Annotated in this window: 23 protein-coding genes; 14 read left to right on the top strand and 9 right to left on the bottom strand. The window is 72.9% G+C overall.

Annotated features, from left to right (window positions below):
* The first annotated feature begins 13 nt into the window (after positions 1-13).
* The 8 genes from ACLII4_RS09305 (at position 14) to ACLII4_RS09270 (ending at position 7,711) form a co-directional block, all read left to right on the top strand.
* Entirely contained in the window at positions 14-2,200 is a 2,187-nt protein-coding gene (locus ACLII4_RS09305; RefSeq protein WP_412067113.1) for an amino acid permease, read from the top strand.
* Positions 2,201-2,420: 220 nt separating this feature from the next.
* The gene (idi, locus tag ACLII4_RS09300; RefSeq protein ID WP_412067112.1) at positions 2,421-2,951 is read left to right on the top strand and encodes an isopentenyl-diphosphate Delta-isomerase; all 531 of its coding nucleotides are present in this window, start codon (positions 2,421-2,423) and stop codon (positions 2,949-2,951) included.
* Positions 2,952-2,999: 48 nt separating this feature from the next.
* On the top strand, positions 3,000-3,239 hold the full coding sequence (locus ACLII4_RS09295) for a hypothetical protein (RefSeq protein ID WP_412067111.1): 240 nt from the start codon (positions 3,000-3,002) through the stop codon (positions 3,237-3,239).
* Between the two features lie 39 nt (positions 3,240-3,278).
* Entirely contained in the window at positions 3,279-4,379 is a 1,101-nt protein-coding gene (locus ACLII4_RS09290) for a sensor histidine kinase (protein WP_412067110.1), read from the top strand.
* A complete protein-coding gene (locus tag ACLII4_RS09285) occupies positions 4,376-5,140 on the top strand; it encodes a LytR/AlgR family response regulator transcription factor (RefSeq protein ID WP_412067109.1) in 765 nt (254 codons plus the stop codon). The genes ACLII4_RS09290 and ACLII4_RS09285 overlap by 4 nt, the downstream gene beginning before the upstream one ends.
* Before the next feature lie 280 nt (positions 5,141-5,420).
* Positions 5,421-5,903 (top strand): fasciclin domain-containing protein, encoded by a 483-nt coding sequence (locus ACLII4_RS09280; RefSeq protein ID WP_412067108.1) that lies wholly within the window; start codon positions 5,421-5,423, stop codon positions 5,901-5,903.
* Between the two features lie 81 nt (positions 5,904-5,984).
* Positions 5,985-6,359, top strand: coding sequence for a hypothetical protein (locus tag ACLII4_RS09275; protein WP_412067107.1), 375 nt, complete (start codon positions 5,985-5,987; stop codon positions 6,357-6,359).
* 11 nt (positions 6,360-6,370) lie between these two features.
* Positions 6,371-7,711, top strand: a complete 1,341-nt coding sequence (locus tag ACLII4_RS09270) for an alpha/beta hydrolase family protein (RefSeq protein ID WP_412067106.1) — start codon at positions 6,371-6,373, stop codon at positions 7,709-7,711.
* Here ACLII4_RS09270 and ACLII4_RS09265 read toward each other — a convergent pair.
* The 4 genes from ACLII4_RS09265 to ACLII4_RS09250 all read right to left on the bottom strand — a co-directional run bounded on the left by ACLII4_RS09265 (position 7,708) and on the right by ACLII4_RS09250 (position 11,193).
* Positions 7,708-8,856, bottom strand: a complete 1,149-nt coding sequence (locus ACLII4_RS09265) for a lipocalin-like domain-containing protein (RefSeq protein ID WP_412067105.1) — start codon at positions 8,854-8,856, stop codon at positions 7,708-7,710. The two genes, ACLII4_RS09270 and ACLII4_RS09265, sit on opposite strands and share 4 nt — an antisense overlap.
* 95 nt (positions 8,857-8,951) lie before the next feature.
* Entirely contained in the window at positions 8,952-9,941 is a 990-nt protein-coding gene (locus tag ACLII4_RS09260; RefSeq protein ID WP_412067104.1) for a phosphatidate cytidylyltransferase, read from the bottom strand.
* The gene (locus ACLII4_RS09255; RefSeq protein ID WP_412067103.1) at positions 9,938-10,549 is read right to left on the bottom strand and encodes a lysophospholipid acyltransferase family protein; all 612 of its coding nucleotides are present in this window, start codon (positions 10,547-10,549) and stop codon (positions 9,938-9,940) included. Before ACLII4_RS09255 ends, ACLII4_RS09260 begins: the two co-directional genes overlap by 4 nt.
* A complete protein-coding gene (locus ACLII4_RS09250) occupies positions 10,546-11,193 on the bottom strand; it encodes a CDP-alcohol phosphatidyltransferase family protein (RefSeq protein ID WP_412067102.1) in 648 nt (215 codons plus the stop codon). Before ACLII4_RS09250 ends, ACLII4_RS09255 begins: the two co-directional genes overlap by 4 nt.
* Positions 11,194-11,349: 156 nt before the next feature.
* Here ACLII4_RS09250 and ACLII4_RS09245 point away from each other — a divergent pair, with 156 nt between their 5' ends.
* The 3 genes from ACLII4_RS09245 (at position 11,350) to corA (ending at position 13,344) form a co-directional block, all read left to right on the top strand.
* Positions 11,350-11,736, top strand: coding sequence for a SnoaL-like domain-containing protein (locus ACLII4_RS09245; RefSeq protein WP_412067101.1), 387 nt, complete (start codon positions 11,350-11,352; stop codon positions 11,734-11,736).
* A 55-nt stretch (positions 11,737-11,791) separates the two neighbouring features.
* The gene (locus ACLII4_RS09240; RefSeq protein ID WP_412067100.1) at positions 11,792-12,211 is read left to right on the top strand and encodes a LapA family protein; all 420 of its coding nucleotides are present in this window, start codon (positions 11,792-11,794) and stop codon (positions 12,209-12,211) included.
* A 65-nt stretch (positions 12,212-12,276) separates the two neighbouring features.
* Entirely contained in the window at positions 12,277-13,344 is a 1,068-nt protein-coding gene (gene corA / locus ACLII4_RS09235; protein WP_412067099.1) for a magnesium/cobalt transporter CorA, read from the top strand.
* Between the two features lie 6 nt (positions 13,345-13,350).
* Here the strand turns inward: corA and ACLII4_RS09230 are convergent, their stop codons facing one another.
* The 5 genes from ACLII4_RS09230 to ACLII4_RS09210 all read right to left on the bottom strand — a co-directional run bounded on the left by ACLII4_RS09230 (position 13,351) and on the right by ACLII4_RS09210 (position 19,670).
* Positions 13,351-13,770 carry a hypothetical protein gene (locus tag ACLII4_RS09230; RefSeq protein ID WP_412067098.1) on the bottom strand — a complete coding sequence of 140 codons (420 nt, stop codon included), beginning with the start codon at positions 13,768-13,770 and terminating at the stop codon, positions 13,351-13,353.
* Positions 13,771-13,772: 2 nt separating this feature from the next.
* Positions 13,773-15,941, bottom strand: coding sequence for an FG-GAP-like repeat-containing protein (locus ACLII4_RS09225; RefSeq protein WP_412067097.1), 2,169 nt, complete (start codon positions 15,939-15,941; stop codon positions 13,773-13,775).
* Between the two features lie 235 nt (positions 15,942-16,176).
* Entirely contained in the window at positions 16,177-17,817 is a 1,641-nt protein-coding gene (locus ACLII4_RS09220; RefSeq protein ID WP_412067096.1) for a YncE family protein, read from the bottom strand.
* 183 nt (positions 17,818-18,000) lie between these two features.
* Positions 18,001-19,080: a transporter gene (locus ACLII4_RS09215; protein WP_412067095.1), complete on the bottom strand. Its 1,080-nt coding sequence runs from the start codon at positions 19,078-19,080 to the stop codon at positions 18,001-18,003.
* Positions 19,081-19,286: 206 nt separating this feature from the next.
* A complete protein-coding gene (locus tag ACLII4_RS09210; RefSeq protein WP_412067094.1) occupies positions 19,287-19,670 on the bottom strand; it encodes a hypothetical protein in 384 nt (127 codons plus the stop codon).
* A gap of 47 nt (positions 19,671-19,717) precedes the next feature.
* Here ACLII4_RS09210 and ACLII4_RS09205 point away from each other — a divergent pair, with 47 nt between their 5' ends.
* From ACLII4_RS09205 to purN, 3 genes are read left to right on the top strand one after another with little or no spacing between them, the layout of a single operon-like run.
* Complete coding sequence (locus ACLII4_RS09205; RefSeq protein WP_412067093.1) at positions 19,718-20,653, top strand: S66 peptidase family protein; 936 nt, start codon at positions 19,718-19,720, stop codon at positions 20,651-20,653.
* Positions 20,650-20,916, top strand: a complete 267-nt coding sequence (locus tag ACLII4_RS09200) for a SemiSWEET family sugar transporter (protein WP_412067092.1) — start codon at positions 20,650-20,652, stop codon at positions 20,914-20,916. The genes ACLII4_RS09205 and ACLII4_RS09200 overlap by 4 nt, the downstream gene beginning before the upstream one ends.
* Entirely contained in the window at positions 20,916-21,569 is a 654-nt protein-coding gene (gene purN / locus ACLII4_RS09195) for a phosphoribosylglycinamide formyltransferase (RefSeq protein ID WP_412067091.1), read from the top strand. The genes ACLII4_RS09200 and purN overlap by 1 nt, the downstream gene beginning before the upstream one ends.
* Positions 21,570-21,573 lie beyond the last annotated feature (4 nt).

Genomic DNA, 21,573 nt, shown 5'->3' with positions numbered 1-21,573 from the left:
CCCCTCCTCCCCGATGGCCGACCGCGAGGCCCCCGTCTCCACCGCCCGCTTCGGGACGTTCGCCGGCGTGTTCACGCCCAACGTCCTCACGATCCTGGGGATCATCCTCTTCCTGCGCACCGGCTGGGTGGTCGGGCAGGCCGGGCTGTGGGGCGCGCTCCTCATCATCGGCATCGCGAACGCGATCTCGTTCCTGACCGGGCTGTCGCTGTCGTCGATCGCCACGAGCATGGACGTCCGCGCCGGGGGCAACTACTTCCTGATCTCGCGGTCGCTGGGGCTCCAGATCGGCGGGGCCATCGGGATCCCGCTGTACCTGTCGCAGGCGATCTCGGTCGCGTTCTACATCATCGGGTTCGTCGAGGCGATGGAGGCCGTGCCGATGCTGGCGGCGTTCGACGCCCAGGTGTTCGCGACCGTCGTGGCGCTCGGGTTCGTGGCCATCGCATATGTCGGGGCCGACTTCGCGCTCAAGATCCAGTTCGGGATCCTGGCCGTCCTCATCGCCGCGCTCGTGTCGTTTTTCGCGGGCGGCTGGGGGAGCGTCGAGGCGCCGGCGGCGACGGGCGTGGGCGAGGTCTCGTTCTGGGTCGTCTTCGCCGTCTTCTTCCCCGCCGTGACCGGCATCGAGGTGGGGATCTCGCTGTCGGGCGACCTCAAGGACCCGTCGCGGAGCATCCCGCGCGGCACGATCGCGTCGATCGCCGTCACGACGGTCGTCTACATCGCCGCGGCCGTCTGGTTTGCGACCCACTTCACGCCCCAGGAGCTGGTCTCGAACACGGCCGCGATGTCGGAGCTGGCGGCCGTGCCGCTCTTGATCCTGGCCGGTGTCGCCGCGAGCACGCTGTCGTCGGCGCTGGGGAGCGTGCTGGCCGCGCCGCGCACGCTGCAGGCCGTCGCCAGCGACCGCGTGGTGCCGCGCTGGATGGCGAGCCAGATGGGCAGCCCGACCGAGCCGCGAGCGGCCGTGCTGCTGACGGGCGCCGTGGCCATCGTCGTGATCTGGGCCGGCGACATCGACGCCGTCGCCCCGGTCATCACCATGTTCTTCCTCAACACGTACGGGATGGTGAACCTGGTGGCCGCGCTCGAAAAGGCCGTCGGGAATCCGAGCTTCCGGCCCACGTTCCGGGTCCCGTGGTGGGTGCCGGCCCTCGGTGGCGTCGGGTGCTACAGCGCCATGTTCCTGATCAACGCCCCGGCGACGGTCGCGGCGATCGTCGTCACGTACGGGATCTACTTCGCGCTCCAGCGCCGTCAGCTCGCGGGCACGTGGGGCGACGTGCGGAGCGGCGTCTGGACGTCGCTGGCGCGGTTCGCGCTGATCCGGCTGGAGGCCAAGGCGCCCGACTCGCGCAACTGGCGGCCCAACCTCATGGTGTTCACGGGCCAGCCCCACAACCGCGAGCACCTCGTCTCGCTCGCACGCTGGCTCAGCCTGGGGCGGGGCATCGTCACGTTCAGCCAGCTCATCACCGGCGCCGTCGACGACCCCAACAAGCCGGCGCGTCGCGAGCGGGCGCGCGAGCGGATCCGCGACTACATCCGCGAGCACGGCATGACGGCCTTCGCCGAGGCCCAGATCGTCCCCGACTTCGCGAGCGGCGCCGTCGCCGTCTCGCAGTCGCACGGGATCGGGCGGCTGGAGGCGAATACGGTCGTGATGGGCTGGAGCGGGACCGAGGGCGGGCGCGGCCTGCTGCTCCGCGTCCTCCGCGACCTGGCGGACCTCAGCAAGTCGGTCCTCTTCCTGCGCGTCGACGAGGCGGCCGGCTTCGGCGAGCGCCGCTCGGTCGACGTGTGGTGGGGCGGGCGCGGCGGCAACGGCGACCTCATGCTCCTGCTGGCGCACCTCGTCCGCAGCAACGCGGATTGGTCGGGCGCCCGGCTCCGCGTGGTGCGGATGGTCGGCCGCGAGGAGGCCGTCGAGAGCGTCCGCGCCGACACCGTGGCGCTGCTGGAGGCCGTCCGCGTCGAGGCCGAGGTCCACGTCGTCGTCCGCGACGACCGGCCGTTCCCGGACGTACTGGCGGTGGAGAGCGGGGCCACGGACCTCACGGTGCTCGGCCTGCAGCGCCCCGACGCCGACGGCGCCGAGGCCTACGGCGCCGGGCTGGATGCACTCGCGCAAGCCGCCGGGACGGTCGTGTTCGTCCACAACGGCAACCCGGCGGAGGCGTCGCTGGACGCGGACTGAACGGGGAGTGGGGAACGGGTTTCGACGCTGGTGGATACTCCCCCTCTAGGCGCCAGCACGACCCGCTCGAGCCCCAACGGACTCGGCTGTTCTGGAGGGGGTCCCCACGGGCCGATGTGCCTCAGGGATCTCACCAGGGCAGGGCCGCGGGGAACGGCGCGTACCGACCGGGCGAACGCCACCCGAGAGACCGCGCGCCAACCGCCCCGACCCTTCTCCCATGACCGAACACGTCGTCCTCGTCGACGCCGCGGACCGAGAGATCGGGACCGCTGAGAAGCTGTCCGTCCACCGGGACGGGCGGCTCCATCGGGCGGTGTCGGTGTTCCTGTTCGACGGTGAGGGGCGGTGGCTGCTCCAGCGCCGCGCCGACGGCAAGTACCACTCGCCCGGCCTCTGGTCGAACACGGCCTGCACGCACCCGCGTCCCGGCGAGCCGCCCGAGGCCGCCGCCAGCCGCCGACTGGACGAAGAGATGGGCGTCCGGTGCGCGCTCCGCCGCGCCTTCGCCCGCGTCTACCGTGCCGAACTGCCCGGGCCGGAGCCGCTCGTCGAGCACGAGCTGGACCACGTCTTCGTGGGCCGCTTCGACGGCGAGCCGCTCCCCGCCGCCGCCGAGGTTTCGGGCTGGCGCTGGATCGAGGCCGCCGACCTCCGGGCCGACCTCCGGGCCCGACCGGAGCGATACACGCCGTGGTTCCGGATCCTGTGCGACGAGGCCGCCGACGCCGCCCGCGCACTCGGCGCGTAACTCGCCGACCGGGGCGTCGTAGGGCGCAGGGTCTCCCCACCCGCTGCTGTGTCTCCCCTCGTCCGCGACGTCGTCCTCTACAACGCCAAGCTCTGGGTCGCGAGCTTGGCCGGCGCCCTCTTCGTCCCGCTCTCGCTCGCCGCGCTCGCCCTCGACCTCGTCTTCGGGACGACCTCCCAGGACGACTCGCTGGCGCGCCGCGTGCTCCGCACCAGCGCCCAGCTCGAGGCCTCCCTCGACGTGCACGGCGAGCTGACCGACGTGTCGGTCGTCGAGACCGCCGGGTAGCCCACGGAACCGGCGTCGCGGCCCGAACATCTTGGGGCCATGGCGTTTCCCGCCCCTACCCCCCCGCTCGTCATCGAGCGCGAGCCCCGGCTGGCGCGCCCCCCGGCCTTGCTGGCGGCCGTCGCGCTGTGGGCCGTCCCCGCCGTCATCGCGCTGGGGCAGATCGTGATCGAGCAGACGCTGGTGGGCGAGCCGGTCGCCTGGCGCGCTGCGCTGTGGACGACGCTGCCGAACTGGGTGCTGTGGGCGCTGCTGACCCCGCCGGTCGTCTGGCTGGCGACGCGCGTCGGGCCCGACGCCGGGCTCGCCCGGATCGCCGGGGCGCACACCGTCGGCGCGGCGCTCGCGCTCGGCGTCCACGCCTTCGGGAACGTCGTCGCGTTCCGACTCGCGGGCCTGCCCAGCGACTGGACGTGGGCGACGTTCCAGACGCACTACGGCCTGCGCTTTCCCGTCAACGTGGTCGCGTACGGCCTGATCGTGGCCGCGACGTGGGCGGCGCTGGCGATCGTGCGAGCGCGCGAGCGGGACCGCCGGGAGGCCACGCTCGCGGCCGACCTCGCGACGGCCGAGCTGCGCGCCTTGCGGATGCAAGTGCGGCCCCACTTCTTGTTCAACGCCCTCCATGCCGTCGGCGCGACGGTCCGCAAGGGGGAGACGGACCAGGCCGTCCGGATGGTCGGCCAGCTCGGCGACCTGCTGCGGTCCAGCTTCGAGACCGACGGGGCCATGACCGTGCCGCTCGCCCGCGAGATCGACGTGCTGGAGCGCTACCTCGCGCTCGAGCGCGTCCGCGTCGGCGACCGGCTGACGGTCGTGTGGGAGGTGGCGCCGGAGGCGCGGAGCGCGCGAGTGCCCGCGTGGCTGCTCCAACCGCTCGTCGAGAACGCCATCAAGTACGCCGTCGCCCCGAGCACCGGCCCGACGACGATCACCGTCCGCGCCGCGCTGGCCGGCGGGCGGCTCCGGCTGGCGGTCGAGGACGACGGGCCGGGACCGGGGAAGGCCGGGTCCGGGACGGGCGTCGGGCTGGCCAACACGCGGGCCCGGCTGGCGGCCCACTACGGCGACGCCGCGTCGGTCTCGCTTCGCCCCCGCGACGGGGGCGGCGCCATCGCCGAGGTCGACCTCCCCGCATGAGCGCGCTCCGCGCCCTGGTCGCCGACGACGAGCCGCTCGCCCGCGACGTGGTCCGGCTGCTGCTCGACCCCGTGCCCGACGTGGACCTCATGTGGGAGGCCGCCGACGGCCGCGCCGCCGTCGACGCGATCCGCCAGTTCCAGCCCGACGTCGTCTTCCTCGACGTGCAGATGCCACACCTCGACGGGTTCGGTGTCGTCGAGGCGATTGGACCGGAGGCCATGCCCGCGACGGTTTTCGTGACGGCGTTCGATCACCACGCCTTGCGCGCCTTCGAGGTGTCGGCCGTCGACTACCTCGTCAAGCCCTACGACGACGACCGCTTCGCTCGGGCCCTCGACCGCGCGCGCTGCCTCGCCCGCCCCGACAACCCGGCCGATCTCCCGGCCCGCTTGCGCCAACTCCTGGAGGCGACGGCGCCCACCCACACCGACCGGCTCCTCGTCCGCGAGGGCACCAAGCTGGCGGTGATCCCCACCGACACGCTCGACTGGGCGGAGGCCGCCGGGGACTACGTCGCGCTCCACGTCGGGACGCGGACGCACCTGTTGCGCGAGACGCTGTCCGGGCTGGCGGAGCGCCTCGACCCGCGCCGCTTTGTCCGCATCCACCGCTCGACGCTGGTCGCCGTCGACCGCGTCCGCGACGTGCGGCTGACGGCGGGCGGCGACGCGCGCCTCTTCCTGCGCGATGGGACCGAGCTCCGCGCCAGCCGCCGCTACTGGAAACATCTGGAGGCCCGCTTGGGCGGCACGGCCTGACGCACCCGCGTGGGCCGTCGCGAGCGCCGTGTCGCCGGGCACGACCGGTCAGAACGCGTCCCCTCTCCCGAGCGAGGGGAACAGCGCGCAGCGTCGGCGAAGCCTGGGTGAGGGGGCCACTGGGCGCCCGCCCGATTTCCGCGGGGCCGCTCACCGCGCTGCTCCACCGGCTGGCGGTCTCGCGCCACCGCTCGCCGATTCCGTGGACCCAAGCCGGTCCGGGGCCCCGTTGACACCCCACACCGGCCGACGCGCCGGGCCTCTCCTCTCCCCCGCTCCCATGCGTTTCCTCCTCTTCCTTCTCGCCTTCGCCCTGCCGCTCTCGGCCTCGGCCCAGCACGACGACATCGTCGACATCGCCGCTGGCAACGACAACTTCCAGACACTCGTCGCCGCCGTCCAGGCCGCCGGGCTCGTCGACGTCCTCAAGGGCGACGGCCCGTTCACCGTCTTCGCCCCCACGAACGACGCCTTCGCCCGCCTCGGTGACGACGCCATCCAGCAGTTGCTCCGCCCCGAGAACCGCGACCAGCTCACGGCCATCCTGACCTACCACGTCGTCCCGGGTCGCTACACGGCCGGCGACATCTACAACCTCGATGAGCTCGAGACGGTTAACGGCGAGTCGCTCTCGCTCGGCGTTCGCGTCGACGACGCCGAACTCATCTCGACCGACATTCGGGCGTCGAACGGCATCATCCACGTGATCGATCGGGTGCTGATGCCGCGTCAGATGCCCGCCAGCCGCGGATCGCACCACTAACGGCCACGCCGTTCACAGGGGGCCTCCCGACGCCCGGGAGGCCCCTTTCGTCGTTTCCTGCCTCCCCCACCCTGCGCTCCCATGCTGGCCTCTCTCTGGATCGCCCTCCTGCTGGCGCTCGCGCCGTCGCTCGCGGGTCTGGCCCCGGATCCCGCCGACCTCGTCGGCACGTGGACCGTCGATCTGCGGCCGACACCGGACGCCCCCGCATACCTCCAGCCGTTCGTCGTCGCGACGGTCGACGGCGACCAACTCGAGGGCACGTTCTACGGATCGCCGGTCACCGGATCGCAGGTCAATGCCGACTGGGACGGGGTGTGGTTCGCGTTCGAGACTGAGGACGGCAGCTCGCGCTACGTGACTGTCGGGCGCCTGCTCGACGGCGTCGTCACCGGCACGACGTACTCGCCCGATCGCGGCCTCCTCCAGCCCTGGCGCGCCGTCCGCGCCGACTGACTCCGGGTTCTATGCGCCTCGCCCTCTTGTCCCTCCTGCTCGCGGTCGGCGCCAGCGCCCAAGCTCCCGACGGGCTCGCGGGCCGGTGGTCCGGCGCGGCCGTCTACGAAGGCGGCGCGCTGCGCCTGCTCGACCTCGAGATCGCCGTCGGCCCGGACGGGCTTGAGGTGGTCCTCACCCAGCCCTACGGTGGGTTCGCGCGGTTCGGCTTCCCGTTCGCCTACGAGCCCGGCGGCCCGGCCGACGGGTTTCTGGTGGCCGAGCTGTTCGGCGACGAGATGCGCCTGCTCGTCGACCTCACAGACGGATCCCTCCGCGGGACGGTCGTGACCGACAGCGTGACGCAAGCGACGGTCTCGCTCCAGCGCGTGCTCGACTACCCGCTGCCCGGCTACACCATCGAGCCGCTGGCGTTCGTCGCCGGGGCCGACAGCCTGTTCGGGAGCCTGGTGCTGCCCGAGGGCCCAGGCCCGTTCCCGACCGCGCTGATGGTGCCGGGCCGGGGCTACGGCTACGGCCGGGGCGAGATGTCCGACTGGGCGCTGACACTCGTGCGCAACGGCATCGCGACCTTCCTCTACGACGCCCGAGGCACCGGCGAGTCGTCGGGCGTGGACTCGCTGACGACCGGCGCCGACCGGGTGGCGGATGTCCAAGCGGCGCTCGACAAGCTGGCGGCCGACCCTCGCGTGCGCGCCGACGCCGTGGGCATTGTCTCCAACAGCGCGGGCGGCTGGGTGACCCCGCTGGCGATCGCCGACCGCGACGACGTGGCGTTCTGGGTGGCCTTGGTCCCTCCCGCCGGATCTCTCGCCGAGCAGCAGTCGGCGACCGTCCGGCGACTCATGCGCGACTCGGGCCGTCCGTTTACTGAGGCGGAGTTCGCGGCGGCGACCGCGTATCAGTCGCGCCTGGTGTCGCTGGCGGCCCAAGGCGCGCCGTGGTCGGCCTATGCGCCGATCATCGACGCGGCTCGCGCCCAACCGTGGGCCGAGTTTGCCCACCTCCCCGAGAGCCTAGCCGACGAGCAGCTGAGCTACTACGCCCGCCGCCCCGGCTTCGACAACACCGACGCCCTGCGCCGGATGCGCGTCCCGACGCTCGCGATCTTCGGCACCGCCGACCGGATCGTCCCGCCCGAAGACCACGTGCCGGTGCTGGAGGCGCTGCAAGCGGGCAACGACGCGCTCAACGTCCTCGTCCTCGACGGCGCCGACCACTCGCTCGGCGTCCCGGCGGCCGCGGTCGGCGAGGGCGACTGGCCGGCGGGCTACCGCCGCGTCTGGGGCCGCCCCGGCCGCCTGTTCGTCACCCTCGTCGACTGGACCCGCCAGCAGATCGGGCTCGACTAGAACGACGCCCGCGCGCTGCTGTCGAGGCCGTCCGCATAGCCGGTCATCTCCAGGAAACCGACGCCGGACGCGGAGCCGGACACGTCGACGGCGCCCTCCCAGTAGCGGATCGTCGCGTCGAGCTCTTGTGCCTCGAACGCGGCCATGACCTCGATGTCGAGGCCCGCGCTCGGGACGCGGACGCGCCACCGCGTCGGGTAGTCAGCACCGTTCGTCGACCACGTCTCGAGCGGCTCCAGCGAGAAGTCGCCCGCGTCGAGGCGCGTTTTCGAGCCGTCGACGGCAACGAGCGAGCCCTCAGACAGCGGGTCCTTCGAGCCGTCAGTCTGGCGAAGTTGGTAGAGCATCAGGTCGCGCCCGTCGTCGAGGTGGAGGGCGAACCAGTCCCAGCCGACCTGGTTGTCGCCGAGGGCTGAGGTCGACCACTCGCGGTCGAGCCATGTCAGTCCCTCGACGGGGACCGCTTCGCCGTCGGGCAGGGTGACGGTGCCGGTCGTCGCCATCCGCGTCTGGGCGTAGTAGTAGCTCGCATTGCCCTCGCCAGCGCCCTTCTGGCTCAGGCCTCGGTCGCCCTGGCGCACGATCGGCTTGAGGGGCCGGGCCGTGAGGTCAAAGCTGGCGCCCTCCGCCTCGCCGGTGAGTCGGAGCGGGACGGCCGCGCTGGCGTCGCCTGCCGCCACAAGCCGGACGGGCCCGAGGAACGCGGCGACGGGCTCGGCGGAGGCGCCCGCCAGCCCGGCGGCGCCGCGCGAAAAGCGCTCGGCGTCGTAGAAGGTCTCTGTCGACACGTCCCCAATCGCGACGTGGGCCATGTACAGCTGGCGCGTGGCCCAGTCGGAGGCGCGGTCGGCGGTGTCGGCGGGCGCGAGCGCGGAGCGGAAGACGGTGAACTGGATCCCGAAGCGCCGGTCGGTCCCGTCGGTCGCCCGGACGTTGCCAGTGACGTACCACCACTCGGCCTTGAAGTCGGGGTGCGGGCCGTGGTCGGCGGGGAACGCGAAGTCGACGACGCGGTCGGCGCGGGCGTAGCCGGTCGTGTCGCCCGACATGGCCTCGGCGACGGAGACGCTGGCGCCGACGGCGGGGGGCGCGTCGGAGCAGGCCGCGAGCGCGGCGAGAAAGAGGCAGGCGGCGAGGGGGCGCACAGGCGTCGAGGGGGCGGACGGCGTCAACGCCGGATCGGTCGGCGGCGGTTCGCTTGCGCTCCCCCTTCACGCAGCCGGCCGACGCGGCGCCCCACTCAGCCGCCCGCCAGAAAGGCCGGCAGGGCGTCGGGCCGGGTGACGTAGAAAAAGCGCGTGACGTGGAAAAAGACGGGCGCCGCGAAACAGACCGAGTCGATCCGATCGAGGACGCCGCCGTGGCCGGGGATGAGGGCCCCGAAGTCCTTGGCGCCCCGGTCGCGCTTGACGGCCGACATCACCAGGCCGCCCGAGGCGCCCGCGACGGCGATCACGAGCGAGACCGCGCTCGCTGCGAGGGGCGAGAACGGCGTCATCCACCACAGCCCGGCGCCGATCGCGGTCGCCCCGAGCACGCCGCCGATCAGCCCCTCCCACGTTTTGTTGGGGCTCACGCGCGGCGCGAGGGGTCGGCGCCCGACGGTCTTCCCGACGACGTACTGGAGCACGTCGCTGAGTTGGACGACCACGATCAGGAAGATGAGCAGCTTGATCGTCTCGCCCTCGAACCCAGGGGTCGCCAGCGACAGCAGGAGCGGCGCGTAGCTGACGCAGTAGACGCACACCATCAGCCCCCAGTGGATCGCCGCCGCGCGCCCGAGGAAGTCGGTCGTGTCGCCCGTCGCCGCGCTGCGGACGGGGGCGAAGAGGAAGACGTAGACGGGGATAAACAGCACGACCATCCCGTAGAGCCCGAGCCAGACGAAGAGGTACTGGACCGGAATGACCACGAAAAACGCCCACGTGAGCGCGCTGTGGTCGCTGGCCGTCGCGGGCGACAACGTCGCGAACTCGCGCAGGGCCAGGAACGACGTGGCCCCGAAGAGCAGCACCGACCCGACACCGCCGGTCGCCAGCGTCAGCGCGAGCACGGCGACCATCGCCCACCACGCCTTGACGCGGAGCGCCAAGTTGTCGACCACGACTCGGCCCGCCTCCGTCGTCACCCGGCGGCGCAAGATGGCGACGGCGACGCTGGCGATCGCCAGCAGGCCGAGCACGCCGACCAAGACGGCCTGGAGGTCGGGGTCCTGGAAAAAGCGGGTCATGCGGGGGCGCCCAGGCGGGCGACGGCGTCGCGGGCACGCGCGAGAAAGGCGTCCTTCGATTCCTCGGGCGCCAGCCGGAAGGGCGCGCCGAACGTCGCGCGGCCCAACATCGGGACGGGCAGGGTCTTGCCCTTGGGCAGCGACCGCGCCAGGTTCTCGAGCCGGACCGGGACGACATCGGTGTCGGGGCGGTGCGAGACGAGGTGGAAGAGCCCGGAGCGGAACGGGCCGACGGTCGTGCCGTCGCCGCGCGTCCCCTCGGGAAAGAGGACGAGCGCGCCGCCGCCGTCGAGCACGGCCGCCAGCCGAGGCACCGTCTCGCGGTCGACGTGCGCCCGGTCGACGAACACGGAGCGGAACACGTCGCGGGCGATGACTCGGCGGAAGGCGGTCGCCTGCCAGTAGTCGCCGGCGGCGACGGGGCGCGTGCGGGCGCGCTCCGCGGGCGGGAGCGCGGCCCAGACCACGACGCCGTCGAGGTGGCTCGTGTGGTTGGCGACGTAGACGCGCGGCACGCCGGGCGCGAGGTCGGTCTCGAACGTCCCGCTCACCCCGAGCGCGATGCGCGCGAGGCGGACGAGGACGGCGGCGACGGCGCGGGCGATCACGAGCCCAGCGCCCCCAGCACCGCTCGCGTGCGGCGGACGGCGGTGACGAGCGAGCCGACAGCGATGACGCCCAGCGTCGCCGCCAGCACGACCGCGTCGTAGCCGGCAGATACCGCGAGCGCCGCCGCGAGCAGGCCGACCGTGAGGGCGAACATCCGGTGGGGCTTGGCCATCGGGCCCGTGAACCGCTGCTCCAGCCCGCACGCCCCGCCGAGCACGCGGACGTAGGCGGTCAGCACGGCGAGCACGCCGGCGGCCCACCCCAGTTCGGGGCCGAAGGGCAGACCGATCGCGTAGCCCACCGGCACCAGCGCCAGCAGGTCGGACGCCCGGTCCGGCAGGTCGTTGAACACCTCGCCCGCCGGCGTCCCTTTCCCACCCTCGACGGCAACGAGCCCGTCGAGAAGGTTGCAAAGCAGCCGGAGTTGGACGGTCCCGGCGGCGACGACGAACAGCGCCGCTCGCGTCCCTCCCTCCGCACCGACGGCCGCCAGCAGGGCGGCGGCCGTGCCGACGGACACGACGACGCTGAGGAGAGAGATCGCATTCGGCGTCAGCCCGGCCGAGGCGGCGGCGCGCGCGAGCGCGCCCGCCCACCGGGCCTGGCGGGTCTTGATCGGTCGGCGGACGGGGGCACCGGGCATGGCGCAAGGATACCGTGCGTCCGCCCGACCCCTCTGGTACGGATGCCCCGGTCTCGCATCGGCCGCAAGCCCTGCCGATACATGATGCCTTTCACCCATGACCTGGGGTCGTCACCGACGGACGCGACGTTGCCCGTCCACACCCCGGCACCCGCCATGACCCTGCTCGAAAAAGCCCAGCACCTCCAAGCCCTCGCCAGCGGCCCCGACATCCTGGACGCGGTCGACACCTACTACGCGGACGACATCCAGATCGTCGACTTCACCGGCGAAACCCCGCAGGGCAAGGAGACCCAGAAGGAGCGCATCCGCACGTGGCTTGAGATGGTCGAGTCCGTTGCCCCCGGCGGCGGCGTGCGGTCGCTGGCGGCGCACGAGACGGCCCCGGGCACGGGCGTGGTGTTCGTGGAGACCTCCGACGAGGTCACCTTCAAGGACGGCACCGTGTACCAGATGGACGAGGTGGCCGTCCAGCGCTGGCAAGACGGGAAGGTGGTCCACGAGCGGTTTTACCACACCCCGCCCGGCGCGACCGAGGCGTAGACAACCTGGCGGCGGGTGCGGCGTAGACTGCGCTCCCTTCACCCGGCCCGCCGTCATGCGCCTCGCCCTCGTCGTTCTCTTCCTCGTCGCCGTCCTCGGCATCCTGCTGGCGACCCAGCCCGCCAACCTCGACAACGAGGTCCGCCTCGCCCTGCCGTTCATCCAGGCCGACTGGACCGGCCCGGTGTTGTGGATGGTCGCCGGGTGGTTCGGCGTCGGCTTCGGCCTCGGGTACCTCGTCGGCCTCCCGGGCCGTCTCGGTGCGTCGATGCGCGCCCGCAAGGTCGAGAAGGAGCTGACCAAGACGTCGGTCGAACGCCAGAAGGCGGTCGGCCACCTCAACGAGTCCACGCCGGCCGCCCCCGCGACCGCTCGCGGGACGACGGAGGCGGACGAGATGCAGCGCCTGGCCGACGAGGTCGCGCGGCGGACCGAAACGGCCACCCGCAACCCGCCGCCGTCGTCGACCCTCTGATGGCGGGTCGGGCTCGGGGGCCGCTCGTCGAGCCCCGCTCGCACCACGCGGGGCGCCCTCCCGGCGTGCTCCCCGCCCACCGCAAGCCCGAACGCCCTGCCGGCGTCCGTGCCCTCCGCTACGATTCGGGCGGGGCCCAAGAATCCCAAGGCCTCTCCCCCGCCGACGCGCGTGCGCTGGCGGAGGGCCCGGGCACGGCCTGGATCGCAATCGACGGGCTGGCGGACACAGCGACGGTCGCGGCGTTTGGGGAGGCGTTTGGGCTCCACCCCTTGTTGGTCGAGGACGTGCTCACGTCCAGCCAACGCCCCAAGCTGGAAGTCTTCGACGACGCCGACGGGCGGCCTCTGGTGTCGGTGGTTGCGCGGATGGTGCGCGAGACCTGTGCCGGCGCCGACGCGGTCGCGGCGTACGCCGACGCCGACGCGGAGACCGAGGGGCACGTCATCGACCGGGTCGCGTTCGTCCTGGGGCCGGGCTGGGTGCTGAGCTTTCAGGAGCACCGCGCCGACGTGTTCGATCCACTCCGCGATCGCATCCGGAGCGGGGCCGGCCGCGTCCGCCGCGCCGGAGCGGACTACCTGCTCTACGCCCTGCTCGACCTCGTCGTCGACCACGTCTTCGGCACGCTGGAACGCATCGGCGACGCGGCCGAGGTGCTCGAATCGCGTGCCCTCGACGACCCGGAGCCCAGCATCCAGGCCTCGCTGGCGCTCTTGCGCCGTGACGCCACGGCGCTCCGCCGGGCCGTCTGGCCCTTGCGCGAGGTGCTGGCGGCCCTCCAGCGCGACGGCATGCCCTACGTCGAGGAGCAGACCCGCCCCTTTCTGCGCGACGCTACGGACCACGTGGTGCAGGCCGTCGAGGTGCTCGAGTCGCTCCGCGACGTGCTCGGCTCCACCTCCGACCTCTACCTGACCTCGCTGGGGGTCCGCCAGAACGAGGTGACGAAGGTGCTCACCGTCGTCGGCACGCTGTTCCTCCCGCTCGGCTTCCTGACGGGCGTCTACGGGATGAACTTCGCCGTGATGCCCGAACTCAGTGTCCCCTGGGCCTACTTCGCACTGTGGGCGGTGATGATCGCAGTCGCGGTCGCGACGGTCGTGTACTTCAAGCGCAAGGACTGGATCTGAGGCCAGCTAGCGGACCGCGAGCCACACAAGCAAGAGGATGAGGCCGACGGCGGCGGCGTAGAGCAGAGAGAACCACGCGAGCCCCGAGATGGCGGCGCGGAGCGTCCGGTCGAAAGCGGCTTTCCCTTCCGGGGTCTGCCGGAACGCCTCGGCGCGGGCGGCCATCTCGTCGAGGGCCTGCCGGCGGTCGATCTTGTCCTGCGCGAGCAGCGGGGCCGCCCCGGCGCGGAGCTCGCGGCGGAGCGCGGCGACGCGGAGCCGCACGTACCGATCGTGTGCCCCGGCCTCACCGCCTGCTCGCGCGCGCTCCCACGTCGGCAGGTCCACGTCGACCTCGGCCAGCTCGCGGGAGGCGATGGCCGCCGCCGACGCCTCGACCGGGCCCGGAGGCCCGATGCGGAGCGCCCAGCGGAGCCGGTCCCACACGGCTAGCGGACGAGGGTGAAGGGGACGGTCTGCGTGGCGCCGCCGGTGCGGACCTGCGCGAGGTAGACGCCGGGCGCGGCCGGGCCTCCGGCGCCGCGCCCGTCCCATTGGACGGCGCCGGAGGCGAGGGCGAGGCGCGCGAGCACGCGGCCCCGCGCGTCGAACACGACGACCTCGCCGCCGGACGCGTCGGCGCGGACGGAGACGCTGCCCGTCGACGGGTTGGGCACGATGCGGACGCCCAGGTCGGAGGGGGCGCCAGCGGGCGTGGGCTCGGTCCAGACGCCGCCGGCGGCGCGCCAGAAGAGCAAGCCGCCGGACGAGGTGCCGGCGACGATCTCGGGGCGGCCGTCGCCGTCGAGGTCGCCGAGCGTGGGGGCGACGCGGCGGCGGCCGGCGGGGACGGGCTCGGCGGCGACGTAGGCGGGCGCGGTCGGGGTGCCGACATTATGAAAGACCAGGATCGTGCCCTGCGCCGTGCCGATGAGCACGTCGAGGTCGCCGTCTCCGTCGATGTCGGAAAAGGCGGGGGCCGCGTCGCCGTCCAAGCGCTCGGGCAGGCCGATGTCGAGGAGGAACGCGGCGTCGGCCTCGGACGGGGCGCCATTCGACATGGTCTCGAAGGCGGGCTCGGCCGCCGTTCCCGTATTGCGGTAGAGGCGGACGCGGCCGCTGGAGGCGCCGCCGAGGAGGTCGAGGTCGCCGTCGCCGTCGACGTCGCCGAGCGTGGCGCGGGCGTACTGGCCCACGTCGATACCACCCCAGCGGTCGTCCTCTCGGACGTAGCTCGGGGCGGCGGCGGTGCCCGTGTTGCGGAGGAACGCGAAGCGGCCGTTGAAGCCGCCCACGAGCAGATCGAGGTCGCCGTCGTCGTCGAGGTCGCCGAAGATGGGGGCGTAGGCGCCGAAGTCGTAGGCGAGCGCGAGCCAGTCGGGATCGGCGAGCCGGAAGGCGGGGGCAGCCGCGGTGCCCGTGTTCTCGTAGCGCTGGAGGTTGGCGCGCGAGGTGTCGTCGGGGTTCGTCTCATTCGCGACGACTAGGTCGAGGTCGCCGTCGCCGTCGAGATCCGCGAGCGCGACGGCGGAGCGCGAGCCCACGTCGATGCCATCGATCAAGCGGTCGGTGCGGAGCTGGAGGTCGGGCGCGTCGGCCGTGCCGGTGTTCTCGAAGTAGATGAGGTTGTTGGCGGCTGTCTGGGTCTGGAAGCACAACCCGCGCTGGACGCCGACGACGAGATCCGGGTCGCCGTCGCCATCCGCGTCGCCGTAGGTGGGCGCGTTGTAGCCGCCGGAGGTGAGGGGCTGGCCGACGGGAAACCGCTCGGACGCGAGCGCCAGCCGGGGGTCGGTCGGGGAGCCCTCGTTGAGGAAGTAGAACAGGCTGGGCGCGAAAAAGTCGCCCCAGAACAGCTCGGGGGCGCCGTCGCCGGTCACGTCCTGGATGGCGATGGCATTCGCGCCGTGCCGCGAGGAGCCGCGTCCGGGGACGGTGGGCACGACACTCTCAGCGCCCTGCCCGGCCGACCGGCACTGCGGGTTCTCCTCGTAGATGACGATGTCCTGAAAGCGGTCGGTGACGAACTCGAACACGGGCACGCCCGCCTCGACGCCGACGTGGCGGTAGTAGGTGATGGTGCCGACGTCGGCCTTGCCCGAGAACAGGTCGGGGTCGCCGTCGCTGTCGAGGTCGGCGAGCTCGGGGATGGAGGAGTCCTCGACGTAGACCGGGTCGCCGGCCGCGTCGCGGAGCAGTTCGGCGCCGATCTCGAAGGCGGGCACCTGGGGCGTGCCGACGTTGCGCCAGTAGCGGACGCGGCCGGGCTCGCCGCGCGCGAGCAGGTCGAGATCGCCGTCGCCATCGAGATCCGCGAACGTCGACCAGTTGCCGGGCTCGATCCCGCCGATGCGGTCGGTGACCCAGACGTAGGCGTCGCCTCGCCGCTCGAAGAGCTGGAGGCCCGCGCCGCCGACGTTGAGGATGAGGTCGGCGTCGCCGTCGGCATCGACGTCGGCGAGCTCGGGGCGCGGCTCGAAAAAGCCGCCGACAAAGGGGAAGGCGATCTCGCCATCGGGGCCGGTGACCGGAAAGGGAGTCGCCTCGCGGGTGAACGTCTGGGCGCTGGCGGGGAGCGCGAGCGCGGCGGCGAGCGCGAGGAGAAGCGGGCGGGTCATGGGCGGTCAGGCGGTGTTCGGTCGTCGGTTGTCGGTTGTCGGAGCCGAGACGTGCAGTGAGCGCAAGCTGGGGCAGGCCAGCCCTCCGCAGGCGCGGGAGCCCACCCAAGGGGGCAGGGCTGCGGGATCGGGTCGCAGGCTGGCGCGCGCCGGTCGCCTTCGCTAAGCGCCCTCCCCTGCCCCTTTCCAGAGGGCGAGGGGACGCACGTTGGGGCGCGGAATCGTTTCCCAGGCGCTACATGTCTCCCATCGAGTGGTCCATGCCGCCGTGGACCATCACGGGCTCCAGGCCGGAGGGGTAGGCGCCGAGCTGGACGACCTCGACCAGATCGCCGGCAGCCGAGAAGATGGTCAGGTTGCCGAACGACTCGGGGCCGAGGGGCTCGCGGTCGCCGGTGCCGGGCGGCATGAAGAGAAAGGGCGGCGTCCAATTGCCGTTGAGGTTGGACGAGGTCACGAAAAAGCGCGCGCCGTCCATCGATGGCGCCGGGCTGTGGGGCTGGCTGAGCGCGTCGGCCTCGACGAGCGCGAGCACGCCGCGCGTCTCGGCATCGAGGATCGTGACGGTGTCGCCGCGCTGGTCGGGGATGAGCAGGCGCGAGCCGTCGTGGTTGGCGTGGGCGTGGTAGGGGCCGTCGCCGGCGGGCGCGGCGCCGTCGAGCGCGAGGGTCCCGTCTTGGGCGAGCGTCATGAACAGGACCTCATCAGTGGAGCGCGAGGTGAGGGTCACGGTGTAGGGGTAGCCTGCCAACGCTTGCGAGGCGCCAGCGGCGTCCATGCCGGAATGGTCCATGCCCTCGTGATCCATCCCCGCGTCCGTCTCGCCGGTGTCGTGGGTCATGCCCATCCCCATGTGGTGAGCGCCCAGGATGCTGAAGTGGATGAACTCGCGGGGGGCGCCGTCAGCGGGGATGCGCAAGATGGTCGCGTCGCCGGAGGCGGTGTCGTAGACGAGGGCGCGGCTCTCGGCCTGGGTGCCGGTCAGCTCGGCGGTGATGGCGTAGCGCCCGTCGGGCGTGGCGGCCATCGCGTGGGGGACGTTGAACGGCGTCGCGATAATCTCCATCTCCATCGTCTCGCGGTCCAGGACGCCGAACCCGTTCGCGAGCGGGTCCGAGAGCGTCGAGCGGCCGACGAAGATGCGAGTCGAGGACGGGTCGAGCGACATCATGCCGGGCGTGGCGAAGACGCCCTCCGGCGTGCGGCCGAGGAGCGCGTTGTCGGGATCCTGGCTGAGGTCGAGCGACACCTTGGCGACAACGCCGGCCGAGACGAGCGAGACGTAGGCGGCGCTGCCGTCGGGCTCGAAGGCAAAGTGGTGCGGGCCGTAGGGCGTGCTCGGGATGCCGAGCGCGTCGAAGTCGATGCGGCGCACGAGCCGGCCAGTGTCGGCGTCGATGAGGGCGACGTGGTTCTCGGCCTGGACGCCCGCCAGCAGCAGATGGTGCGCGTCGGCAAAGGGGACGGTGTCGCCGTCGCGCGCGCCGGCCTCGATCCAGCGCGCGAGGTAGCGAGCCTCGTCGGCCTCCAGCGTCCGGAGGTTGGGGAACGGGATGGCGACCGAGTCGGGGAGGTCGGCGACGAAGCGCAGCATCAGGCTGCCCTCCGCGTCGAAGGGGACGACAAAGCCGCTGGGCCCGGCCATCACGACGTCCATCAAGTCGTAGTCGCTGGCGTCGCCCCGGTCGGTGGTGGCCGTCGGCGACAAGACGTTGCGGGCCGCGAGCAGAGGGCGGACGGTGTCGTCGTAGTCGAAGGTCTGGACGGCGTCGTAGTCGACGGTCGAGGGGTCGAAGCCGTCGTCGGTGAGGGTGCCGGTCGTGTCGCAGGCGGTGAGGGCGAGGGCGAGCGCGAGCAGCGGGCTGAGGCGGAGCATCGGGGTGGGCGGGTTCGGGGAGCCAACGCGGCGGCGCGGCGGTCGGTTCGAGTGTAACGCGGTCGGCGGGGCGGCCGTGCGCGGAGGGATCGCATCTCCGTGAGGATCGGGAGCGGGACGACGGGCACGGCCGGGCCGCCCCGCTTCCGCGTGAGGGGGACGGCCCGGCACGGTCCGCGGGTGCTAGAGATCGAAGGCGTACTGCGCCCCAATGGTCACGACGAGGTCGGTCTCGAGTTGGGGCCCGTCGAGGCGCTGGTAGACCGGCACGCCGACCTCGACGGCCGCGCGCAAGCCCGCGAGGGGGCCGTCGCCGAGCGAGCCGTTGAGGCCCACCGACACGTCGACGCGCTCGCCCGCCCGGAGGTCGGGGAAGACGGTCGGGACGAAGCGGGTGGCGACGGCCATCGCGTAGGCCGGGTCGGCGCCGTCGATGTCGCTCCACGCCTGGCCGTCGACGCGGACGGAGGCGCTCAGGATCTCGTTGAGAACGGCCGAGCCCCACGCCGTGAGACCGCCCTTGGGACCGACCGTGTAGCTCCGGTCGTTCTCGCCGACCTGGACTGCGAGCCGCGCCTGGGCGCCCCAGCCGAGGCGGTCGGACTGGCCGAGGTAGGTCAGCGACGGCCGGAGGCCGACGGAGCCGGTGCCCTGCTGCATCGGGTAGGGAAGCTGCTGGTCGGCGCCCATCGGCGTGTCGTCGGTCGCGTCGATGGAGCCAGTCGGCAGCGAGACGCCCAGGCCGGCGTGGATCCGCTGGCGCTCGGGCTCCGCCAGCAGGACGAGCGCCGTGAGCGACACGTCCCCGAGGCCGGACGACTCCGTCGAGAAGGCGACGGCGTCGGGGTCGGCGGCGACGGACGCGCGCGTCTTGTGGTCCATCGAGTAGGTGACGTACGGGACCATCGCCATGATCGTGATCCGGCGCGTGGGGGCCACCATCACGCCCAGCATGTCCATCCGCATGGGCATCTTGGATGGCGTGACGGTGAAGCCCTGGCCGGGGAAGGTGTCTCCATCTACCATCGTGGAGGCGACGACCAACTCATCGGCAATCGACGTGGTGCCGATGCGGCTGCCTTCCATCGGCATCCACATTGTGCGGAGCGAGACCATGGCTTCCTGGCCGCCGTGCGTGTGGTCGCCCATCACGCCGATGGGCGCGTGGCCGTCGGGGCGGCCGGAGGTCCAGGGCTGGGCGGCGAGGTCGGGGACGACGAGGAGGAACGCGGCGACGGCCGCGAATCGAGAGAGTGGGGTCATTGGAAAGGGAGGCGAGCGCACAGTCGTGCGCAGCGGGGCGGGGGGCCACGCCGCCAGGCGCGCTCCGTTGGGCGGGCGCGTCGGGCGTGGACGGGACGAACGGCCCGGCCGCTGCCAGCGGGTTGCTGGTCGTGCGGCTCGGGCACACGTGCGACGGACGGACCACCCCGTGCGCGGGGCGCGGGGCTCACGTCACGTCCGCGGGGTCAGGCCTGCCTCGGGGGCCTGAACACGTCGCCCGAGGTGCCGGTGGCGTCTGCGAGCGTGGCCGTGATGCTGCGCGCGGCGACCGTCACAGGCGGCGGCGCCAGCCGGGGCGCGTCCGCCAGCATCGGCCGGATGGACAGCGCGAGGTCGAGCTCGGCCGGCGTGCCCGGCGCGTGCTCGTGGTCGTGGTGCTGGCCCATCCGCTCTTTGAGCACGCACATCCCGTCGCACTTCCGCTCGGGCCGGTCGCGGTTGACGCACAGCGTCTCGGCGATCCAGTCCTGATTCGCCGTAAACGACGCCTGGACAAACAGGAAGCCCTGGGTGCTGGCCGCCATCGCGACGGCCAGGGCGAATCGGAGCAGGGTGCGCGTGCGGCTCACGGCCGGAAGGTAGAGCGGGCAGGGTCGGCGCCCGGTAGCTTGCAGACGTGCCGCCCCCCCCTCCCCTCACGCCCCGTTCCCGCGTCGCCGTCGTGGCGCCGTCGAGCGCGGCGCTCGACCCCGCCGACGCGGCCCGTGGCATCGCCGCGCTGCGCGCCAGCGGCCTCTCGGTCGAGGTGATCGGCCCCGCCAGCGGACCGCGCGCCTACCTCTCGGGCACCGACGGGACCCGGGCCGAGGCGCTGAACACGGCCCTCCGTCGCGACGACCTCGACGCGATCGTCTGCCTGCGCGGCGGCTACGGCCTGCTGCGCATCTTGGACCGGATCGACTACGCAGCCGCCCGAGCGCGCCCCAAGCTCGTCGTCGGCTATTCCGACGTGACCGCGCTGCACCTCGCGCTCTGGGGGCGGGCCGGCGTCCCGGGCGTCTCCGGTCCGATGGCGGTGAGCGACTGGGCACCCGGGCTGGACGCCGAGACCGAGGCCGACTTTTGGCGCGTGGCCGGCGGCGACGCCGACTACGACGTGCTCGGCCCGGGCGGCGAGACGCTGTCGACGCTCAAGAAGGGCGAGGCGGAGGGCATCCTGCTCGGCGGCAACCTCGCGCTGGTCTGCGCGCTGCTCGGCACGCCCTACCTCCCCGACCTGAGCGGCGCCATCCTGTTCGTCGAGGACGTGGGCGAGGCGCCGTACCGGATCGACGGGATGCTGGCGCGGCTGCGGCTGGCGGGCGTGCTCGGCCGGCTCGGCGGGCTGGTGTTCGGGATGTTCACCGGCACGGAGGGGGCGCCCGACCGGCCGACGTTCTCGGTCGACGAGGTGCTGACTCAGTACGCCCCACACGTCGGCGGGCCCGTGGCGAAGGGGCTGGTCTACGGCCACCTCCCACGCAAGAGCACGGTCCCCGTCGGCGTCCGCGCGCGGCTGACCGCCCGCGCCGACGGGGCCGTGCTGCACGTGCTCGATCCCGTCGCCCGATGACCGCCGTCACCGTCCTCGGCATGGTCGCCGCCGCCTGCACGATGAGCTCGTTCGTGCCCCAGGTCGTCAAGACGTGGCGGAGCGGGTCGTCGGCGGACTTGTCGATCGGGATGTACGCCCTGCTGACCGTCGGCGCCGCGCTGTGGCTGGCGTACGGGCTGGCGATCCGGGACCTCCCGGTGATCGTCACGAACTTCGTCACGCTGGCGCTGTTGCTCATGGTGGACTTCCAAATCTGGTGGCACCGCCGCCGCCCCGCCTGATGCGCCTCGCCGTCTTCGCCTCCGGGAGCGGCTCGAATGCCGCCGCCATCTGGGACGCCATCGCCCACGGCGCGATCGCCGCCGAGTCCGTCCTCCTGCTGACCGACCGGCCCGGCATCGGGGCGCTGGCGCGCGCCGAGGCGCGCGGGATCCCGACCGAGGTGATCGCGCCGCTCGGCGACGAGGCCGTGTTCGCCCAGTCGCTGCTCGACGCGCTCGCCCGCGCCGAGGCCGACACGATCGCGCTGGCGGGGTACCTCCGCAAGATCCCCGAGCCCGTCGTCTGGGCGTTCCGGCACCGGATCCTCAACGTCCACCCCGCGCTGCTGCCCGCGTTCGGGGGCCCCGGGATGTACGGCGCCCACGTCCACCGCGCCGTGATCGACTACGGGTGCCGGTTGTCCGGCGCGACGGTCCACTTGGTCGACGCCGAGTTCGACACCGGGCCGGTGATCCTGCAAGAGGCCGTCCCCGTCGAGCCCGACGACACGCCCGCGACGCTGGCGGCGCGCGTGCTCGGCGTCGAGCACCGGCTCTTCCCCCGCGCCCTCGCCCTGCTCGCGGCCGGCCGACTCCGCGTCGACGGCCGCCACGTCCGCATCCTCCCCGGCCCGCCCGACCCGGCCATCCCCCCGCCCTCCCCACACTCGTGATCGA

Origin of the sequence: Rubrivirga aquatilis, assembly GCF_046845665.1 — a bacterium.
Taxonomy (GTDB): Bacteria; Bacteroidota; Rhodothermia; order Rhodothermales; family Rubricoccaceae; genus Rubrivirga.
Note: the sequence above shows the minus strand (reverse complement) of the source record. Positions and strands in the feature narration are given on the sequence as shown.

Excerpts from the sequence above, each read along its gene's own strand:
- ACLII4_RS09305 (WP_412067113.1), top strand. The coding sequence starts at position 14 with ATGGCCGACCGCGAGGCCCCCGTCTCCACCGCCCGCTTCGGGACGTTC.
- idi (WP_412067112.1), top strand. The coding sequence starts at position 2,421 with ATGACCGAACACGTCGTCCTCGTCGACGCCGCGGACCGAGAGATCGGG.
- ACLII4_RS09290 (WP_412067110.1), top strand. The coding sequence starts at position 3,279 with ATGGCGTTTCCCGCCCCTACCCCCCCGCTCGTCATCGAGCGCGAGCCC.
- ACLII4_RS09285 (WP_412067109.1), top strand. The coding sequence starts at position 4,376 with ATGAGCGCGCTCCGCGCCCTGGTCGCCGACGACGAGCCGCTCGCCCGC.
- ACLII4_RS09280 (WP_412067108.1), top strand. The coding sequence starts at position 5,421 with ATGCGTTTCCTCCTCTTCCTTCTCGCCTTCGCCCTGCCGCTCTCGGCC.
- ACLII4_RS09275 (WP_412067107.1), top strand. The coding sequence starts at position 5,985 with ATGCTGGCCTCTCTCTGGATCGCCCTCCTGCTGGCGCTCGCGCCGTCG.
- ACLII4_RS09270 (WP_412067106.1), top strand. The coding sequence starts at position 6,371 with ATGCGCCTCGCCCTCTTGTCCCTCCTGCTCGCGGTCGGCGCCAGCGCC.
- ACLII4_RS09260 (WP_412067104.1), bottom strand. The coding sequence starts at position 9,941 with ATGACCCGCTTTTTCCAGGACCCCGACCTCCAGGCCGTCTTGGTCGGC.
- ACLII4_RS09250 (WP_412067102.1), bottom strand. The coding sequence starts at position 11,193 with ATGCCCGGTGCCCCCGTCCGCCGACCGATCAAGACCCGCCAGGCCCGG.
- ACLII4_RS09245 (WP_412067101.1), top strand. The coding sequence starts at position 11,350 with ATGACCCTGCTCGAAAAAGCCCAGCACCTCCAAGCCCTCGCCAGCGGC.
- ACLII4_RS09240 (WP_412067100.1), top strand. The coding sequence starts at position 11,792 with ATGCGCCTCGCCCTCGTCGTTCTCTTCCTCGTCGCCGTCCTCGGCATC.
- ACLII4_RS09225 (WP_412067097.1), bottom strand. The coding sequence starts at position 15,941 with ATGACCCGCCCGCTTCTCCTCGCGCTCGCCGCCGCGCTCGCGCTCCCC.
- ACLII4_RS09220 (WP_412067096.1), bottom strand. The coding sequence starts at position 17,817 with ATGCTCCGCCTCAGCCCGCTGCTCGCGCTCGCCCTCGCCCTCACCGCC.
- ACLII4_RS09215 (WP_412067095.1), bottom strand. The coding sequence starts at position 19,080 with ATGACCCCACTCTCTCGATTCGCGGCCGTCGCCGCGTTCCTCCTCGTC.
- ACLII4_RS09200 (WP_412067092.1), top strand. The coding sequence starts at position 20,650 with ATGACCGCCGTCACCGTCCTCGGCATGGTCGCCGCCGCCTGCACGATG.
- purN (WP_412067091.1), top strand. The coding sequence starts at position 20,916 with ATGCGCCTCGCCGTCTTCGCCTCCGGGAGCGGCTCGAATGCCGCCGCC.